The sequence below is a fragment of the Chromobacterium vaccinii genome, assembly GCF_000971335.1.
GTDB classification, from domain to species: domain Bacteria; phylum Pseudomonadota; class Gammaproteobacteria; order Burkholderiales; family Chromobacteriaceae; genus Chromobacterium; species Chromobacterium vaccinii.
The window spans coordinates 1-6,249 of record NZ_JZJL01000096.1; the positions used below are offsets into that span (position 1 = coordinate 1).

Sequence of the window (6,249 nt, forward strand, 5' to 3'; positions counted from 1 at the left end):
TTTTTTATTGCTGTTCGACAGGGACGCTTACAGTCCCACCCACTTGCCTTGCTTCAGCTGGTACAGCGAAACGGTGGCGTTCTGGATGTCGCCCTTGGCGTCGAACTTCACCGGGCCGGTGACGCCCTGGTAGTCGGTCTTGGCGATTTCCGGCAGATACTTGGCCGGTTCGGCCGAGCCGGCGCGCTTCATCGCGGCGATCAGCACCTTGGCGGCGTCGTAGGTGTACGGCGCGTAAGCCTGGATGTCGGCCTGGAACAGCTGTTTGTACTTCTGGCTGAACTCGCCGTAGCCGGGCAGTTTTTCCTTGGGCGCGCCGGCGCTGGAGGCGTAGCTGCCTTCGGCGTTGTCGCCGCCCAGCTTGGCGAACTCCGGCGTGTTGACGCCGTCGGCGCCCATGAAGGCGGCCTTGAGGCCGAGCTTGGCCATCTGTTTGACCATCGGTCCTGCCTGGGCGTCCATGCCTCCGTAGAACAGCAGGTCGGGCTTCTCGCCCTTGATCGAGGTGAGCACCGCCATGAAGTCGGTGGCGGTGTTGGTGGTGAATTCGCGCTTCACCACCTTGGCGCCGGCCTGCTCGGCGGACTTGGCGAAGTCGTCGGCCAGGCCCTGGCCGTAGGTGGTGCGGTCGTCGATGACGGCGACGCGCTTGGCGCCCAGCTTGTCCACCGCGTACTTGGCCAGCGCCTGGCCTTGCTGCAGGTCGTTGGCGATCAGGCGGAAGGTGTTGTGGTAGCCCTGCTGGGTGAACGACGGGCTGGTGACCGAGCCGGAAATCATCGGGATGCCGGCGTCGGCGTAGATGCGGGAAGCGGGGATGGCCGCGCCGGAGGTCAGGTGGCCGACGATGCCGGCGACCTTGGCGTCCACCATGCGCTGGGCGACCTGGGTGGCGACCTTGGGGTCGGCCTGATCATCTTCCGATACCACTTCGAAGGTGACTGGCTTGCCATCCAGGGTCAGCTTCTCGGCGTTGGCTTCCTGCACTGCCAGCTTGACGCCGTTGTCGGCATCGCGCCCCCAGTGGGCGAAGGGGCCGGTCAGCGGGTTGGCGGTGCCGATCTTGACCACCGCGGAACCGGCGGCGGCCTGTTCCTGTTGCGGCGCTTGGCTGGCGGGTTTGTTGCAAGCGGCGACGCCTGCCACCAAGGTGCACAGCAGCAGACTGTGTCGGGTTTTCATGATGAATCTCTCCTGATGCTCTTTGTTTATTTTGATATTGCGCCGGGTGCCATGGCGTGAGCTTACTGTGTCGGCCGATCCTGCTTTTGTCAATCGGCGTGGCGGCAGGATCTTCAGCTGGAGAGCGGTGCGGAATGGTTAAGCGGCGCTGCGCGCGTTCTTGATGATCTTGTATACCCATTGCACCGAGATGCCGTGCTTCTGCGCCAGCGAGGCGTGGTTGGAACCGTTGAACTCCGCCAGGATGCAGCGGTCGCGCTCGGCCGATTTGCTGCTCTTGCCCAAGGGAAAGTAGACGTTCTGGCCGCCCCAGTGCTGGGCCATGCGCCGGGTGATTTCGCGCGCGATCTTCTCAGCCTGCCTGTCCTCGGTGTTCGCCAGCTGCCGCAGCGCCGCGGTGATGTGGTCGGTCAGGTCGGCCAGCAGTTCCGGTCCCTTGCTGCGAAGTTGTGCCTGCATGTGCGCTCCCGCGTGATGTCGTTCTGATGGATGGCATTGTTCCATTTCCCCGTATCGCGGGCCGGATGACCGGTGTCAGCGCGATGTCAGTGCCGCATTTAGTAATGGCGGCTACAAGAACCCCACCCTCTCCCTGCTGCATTCTTCGCCACATCCGGCAAGCAACCCCGCTGGCCGGCAGTCCGAGCGCGGTTTCCGCGCGTCCCTTTTCCCCTCTGCTTGGAGTTCCGCTGTGGCAAGCACTTCCCAGATTGTCGGCGCGCTGTTGGCGCGCTTGCGCGGCGCGGCGCCGCAACTGAGCGTCGAGTATTACGCCGGAGCCGAGGACGACTATCCGCTGGCGCATCCGCAGGGCGCGGCGCTGCTGTGCCTGCGCGGCAGCCAGTTCGGCCCGCTGCGCGACGGCTATGGCCAGGTGCGCACGCTGCAGCTGGCGATCACGGTGCTGCTGAACCAGCGCGACGCCGGGCTGGGGGATTGCGACGCGCTGGACGCGATACGGCGGGCCTGCCTCGGCTTCGCCCCGCCGGATTGCCAACCAGCGTGGCTGCTGTCGGAAACCGTTCTGGGTTACCGCGACGGCGTGGCGCGCTACGCCATCGCGCTGGCCACCGATACCTTGCAAGTGACGGAGGCCGACCTGGAGCCCGTGATCATGCTTAACGCAGTCTCATACGAGGAGCAACCATGAAGTATCTGTATTCCGGTCCGATCAGCGGCGTCACCCTGGGCGACGGCCAGGAAATCATGCTGTTTCCCGGCAAGGAAGTGGAGATGCCGGAAGAACACAGCTACACCCGCACCCTGGTGGCGCTGGGCTACCTGAGCGCGCAGTCCGCGGGCGAAACCATCCCTTCCCATACCGCTGAACAAGGAGAGTAAGCATGGCGGCAAACTATCTGCATGGCGTTGAAACGATCGAAGTCGAACGCGGCCCGCGCCCGGTGCGCACCGTCAAGTCGGCGGTGATCGGCCTGATCGGCACCGCGCCGGCCGGCGCGGTCAACGTCACCACGCTGACCCTGTCGGAAAAAGACGCGGCGGCTTTCGGCCCGCAGCTGCCCGGCTTCACCATTCCGCAGGCGCTGACCGGGATCTACGATCACGGCGCCGGCACCGTGGTGGTGATCAACGTGCTGGACCCGACGTCGCAGGCGCATAAGTCTACGATCCCGGACGAGGCCGTGGCCCTGGACCCGGCCACCGACTCCGCGCGCCTGAAGTATCCGGCGGTGGCCAATGTGGTGGTCAAGAGCACTGATGGCGCCTCCTCTTATACTGCCGTTGCCGGCCAGGACTATGTGCTGGATGCGGTGTACGGCAAGATCACCAGGCTGAAGACTGGCAAAATCGCCTCCGGCGCCAACCTGAAGGTGAGTTACGACTACGCCGATCCGTCCAAGGTAACCGCCGCCGACATCATCGGCGCCGTCGCCAACGCCGCGGGCAACCGCACCGGCCTCAAGGCGCTGCAGGACACCTACAACAAGTTCGGCTTCTTCGCCAAGCTGCTGATCGCCCCGGGTTTCTGCACCCAGAACACCGTCGCTGCTGAAATGGCGGCGATGGCTGACAAGCTGGACGCCATCGCCTATGTCGACGCGCCGATCGGCACCGCCTTCGCCGACGCGCTGGCCGGCCGCGGCCCGACGGGCACCATCAACTTCAACACCTCCAGCGACCGCGTCCGGCTGTGCTACCCGCACGTGATGGTGGCCGACGGCAACGGCGGCCTGCGCTACGAGCCGCTGTCGTCCCGCGCCGCCGGCCTGCGCGCCAAGGTGGACAACGACAAGGGCTTCTGGTGGTCCAGCTCCAACCAGCAGTTGGCCGGCGTGGTCGGGGTCGAGCGCCAGCTGTCGGCGATGATCGACGATCCGAACTGCGAGGTGAATCAGCTCAACGAACAGGGCATCACCACCGTGTTCAACAGCTACGGCTCCGGCTTTCGCCTGTGGGGCAACCGCACCGCGGCCTGGCCGACCGTCAGCCACATGCGCAACTTCGAGAACGTGCGCCGCACCGGCGACGTGATCAACGAGTCCATCCGCTACTTCAGCCAGCAGTTCATCGACATGCCGCTGAACCAGGCCACCATCGACGCGCTGGTGGAATCGGTGAACGGCTATGGCCGCAAACTGATCGGCGACGGCGCGCTGCTGGGCTTCAAAGCCTGGTTCGACCCGGCCCGCAATCCGGCAACCGAGCTGTCCGCCGGCCACCTGCTGATCAGCTACAAGTACACCGTGGCCCCGCCGCTGGAACGCCTGACCTTTGAAACCGAGATCACCTCGGAATACCTGCTCAGCCTGAAAGGAGGCAATTAATCATGGCCGGCAAGATTGAAATCAACCGCATCACCAACGCCAACATCTACATCAACGGCAACTCGCTCTTGGGCCGCGCCGAAGAGATCAAGCTGCCGGACGTGTCCGCCATCATGCAGGAGCACAAGGCGCTGGGCATGGTCGGCAAGATCGAGCTGCCGGCCGGCTTCGAGAAGCTGGAAGGCGAGATCAAGTGGAACTCGCTGTACAAGGACGTGGCCAAGATCATCGCCAATCCGTTCCAGGCAGTGCAGCTGCAAGCCCGTTCCAGCATCGAGACCTACGGCTCGCAAGGCCGCCTGCAGCAGGTGAGCCTGGTCACCTTCCTGACCGTGATGTTCAAGAAGAACCCGCTGGGCACTTTCAAGCAGCATGAAAACGCCGACTTCAGCTCCGCCTTCACCGCCACCTACGTCAAACAGGTGGTGGACGGCGAGGACATCCTGGAGCTGGACTACATGGCCAACATCTTCCGCGTAGGCGGCAGCGACATGCTGGAGCTGTACCGCCAGAACATCGGCGGCTAATCCCGGCTCGCCCGCGGACCTGGTCCGCGGGCGCTTGGGAGCGGCAGGCGGGGAGGCTGCCTCCCGACCCCGCCAGCCGTTTTTAAAGCCAATCCCTAAAGCGCTTTCGCATACCCGGGATACGGGCTGCCGGAAAATGACGGCGTCCCAACCCGCTTCAAGGAGCCATCATGCAGATCAAGCTGCAATACCCGTTCACCAACGCCGCCGGCCAACGCATCGACACGCTGGAAGTGGCGCGCCTGAAGCGCGCCGACCTGAAGGCCGCCAGCCACCACAGCCAGGACGACGCCGATCAGGAAGACTTCCTGTTCGCCCGCATGACTGGTCTGACGCTGGAAGACATCGACCAGCTGGACATCGCCGACAGCCGCGCGCTGGCCGACAGCTTTCGCGAAATGGTGGGCGGATCCGACAACGCTTAAATCGTTCGACGAGGTCTTGCTGACGGTGCTGAACTTGCCGCCGTCGGAGATCGACGCGCTGGCGATGGACGACTACTGGTTCTGGTGCGAAGTCGCCGAGCGCGAGGTCCAGCGCCGCAACGAACGCCAGCAGCATCTGCTGGACGCCATGTAGGGCGGCTGCCCAGCCGCTCCCAGCCCGAATCTTTTCCTGATCGGCCGCCGCCCGCCCGCCGGGACGGGGCCGATCGCCCTTTCTATTCCCCAAATACAGGCAATCACCATGGTAAGCGAGTTTTTCATCGGCCTTAAGGTGGGCGCGACGCTGTCCGGGGTGTTCGACAACGCCTTCCGCTCCGCGCGCTCAGCGATGGACGATCTGCGCAAGAGCAGCTTGCGCCTGTCCGACGCGCAGAAGGACCTGGCCGGCAATGTCGAGCGCACGCGCCGGGCTTATGCCGGGCTGGACCTGGCGCGGCTGGAGCGCCAGCACCGCCAGCTGGAAGCCACGCTCGGGCGCTTGACCCGCCAGCACGAAGCCTGGCAGGCCAGCTTGCGGCGCGGCCGGGCGCTGAACATCGCGCCGGGCGGCGCGCTGCAGTCGACGCTGCGCATCCAGCAAAGCCGGATCGAGGTGATGGCCTCGATCCGGCTGAGCGCGTCCATCCGCCAGGTCGAGCAGAAGCTGGAGAGCCAGCGCCGCGACCAGGACAAGGCCGAGCGCAATCTGCCGCCGGCGGGCGAGCCTCGCTCCAGCGGGCGCGGCGGCCAGGGGGGAGGGAGCAAGAGCGGCAATCGGAGCGGCGGCAACGACGCCGGCGACGCGCCCGCCAAACGTCCCTCCTCCCCTTCCTCTTCTTCCGGCTGGCGCTGGCCCAGCATCGATCTCTCCCTTGGCAAGCTCCGCCTGCCGACCCGGCAGGAACTGATCCGCGCCGCCGATCTGGCCCAGAAAGCCGGCTCCGCCGTCGCTAAGGCCAGCGGCAAGGCGCACGCCGCGCTGTCGACGGGCGATGGGCGCAAGGCGCTGGAGGCGATCCACGCCAAACTCAATCCCAAACTGGGCGGCAAGCTGCCCAGCGTCGACAAGATCCTGGATGGCCTCAAGACCGCCGAGGCGGTGGGCCAGGTGGTGTCCAAGACGGGTCAGCTGGCCGGCGCGACGCTGCGCAGCCTGGACGGCGTCAAATGGTCCGATCTGAAGCCGGGCGACGCCGGCAAGAGCCTGATCGGCAAGGCCGACTACGCCAAGCGCGGCGGCGCGGTGATCGCCGACGCCAGCGGCAAGCTGCATGCCGCTTTGTCCAAGGGCGAGTGGCGCAGAGCGCTGGACTTCGTCCACGGCAAGCT

The 6,249-nt window shown here is 65.5% G+C and carries 9 protein-coding genes; 7 read left to right on the forward strand and 2 right to left on the reverse strand.

The window, feature by feature from the left end; translation table 11 throughout:
* Positions 1-27: 27 nt before the first annotated feature.
* Together VL52_RS22490 and VL52_RS22495 are read right to left on the reverse strand one after the other, a co-directional pair.
* Positions 28-1,182 (reverse strand): branched-chain amino acid ABC transporter substrate-binding protein, encoded by a 1,155-nt coding sequence (locus VL52_RS22490; RefSeq protein ID WP_046159137.1) that lies wholly within the window; start codon positions 1,180-1,182, stop codon positions 28-30.
* A gap of 138 nt (positions 1,183-1,320) precedes the next feature.
* Positions 1,321-1,641, reverse strand: a complete 321-nt coding sequence (locus VL52_RS22495) for a Mor transcription activator family protein (RefSeq protein ID WP_046159138.1) — start codon at positions 1,639-1,641, stop codon at positions 1,321-1,323.
* Positions 1,642-1,873: 232 nt separating this feature from the next.
* Between VL52_RS22495 and VL52_RS22500 the strand changes: the two genes are divergently transcribed.
* The 7 genes from VL52_RS22500 to VL52_RS22525 all read left to right on the forward strand — a co-directional run.
* Positions 1,874-2,332: a Gp37 family protein gene (locus tag VL52_RS22500; RefSeq protein ID WP_046159139.1), complete on the forward strand. Its 459-nt coding sequence runs from the start codon at positions 1,874-1,876 to the stop codon at positions 2,330-2,332.
* Entirely contained in the window at positions 2,329-2,523 is a 195-nt protein-coding gene (locus tag VL52_RS22505) for a hypothetical protein (RefSeq protein WP_021476589.1), read from the forward strand. Before VL52_RS22500 ends, VL52_RS22505 begins: the two co-directional genes overlap by 4 nt.
* Positions 2,524-2,525: 2 nt before the next feature.
* Positions 2,526-3,968, forward strand: a complete 1,443-nt coding sequence (locus VL52_RS22510) for a phage tail sheath subtilisin-like domain-containing protein (RefSeq protein WP_046159140.1) — start codon at positions 2,526-2,528, stop codon at positions 3,966-3,968.
* A gap of 2 nt (positions 3,969-3,970) precedes the next feature.
* A complete protein-coding gene (locus VL52_RS22515) occupies positions 3,971-4,495 on the forward strand; it encodes a phage major tail tube protein (protein ID WP_046159141.1) in 525 nt (174 codons plus the stop codon).
* A gap of 170 nt (positions 4,496-4,665) precedes the next feature.
* The gene (locus VL52_RS22520; RefSeq protein ID WP_021476591.1) at positions 4,666-4,920 is read left to right on the forward strand and encodes a phage tail assembly protein; all 255 of its coding nucleotides are present in this window, start codon (positions 4,666-4,668) and stop codon (positions 4,918-4,920) included.
* Between the two features lie 16 nt (positions 4,921-4,936).
* Positions 4,937-5,074 carry a hypothetical protein gene (locus tag VL52_RS25140; protein WP_021476592.1) on the forward strand — a complete coding sequence of 46 codons (138 nt, stop codon included), beginning with the start codon at positions 4,937-4,939 and terminating at the stop codon, positions 5,072-5,074.
* A 108-nt stretch (positions 5,075-5,182) separates the two neighbouring features.
* Positions 5,183-6,249 (forward strand): hypothetical protein (locus tag VL52_RS22525; protein WP_046159142.1); only part of this gene is annotated, 1,067 nt, incomplete at its 3' end.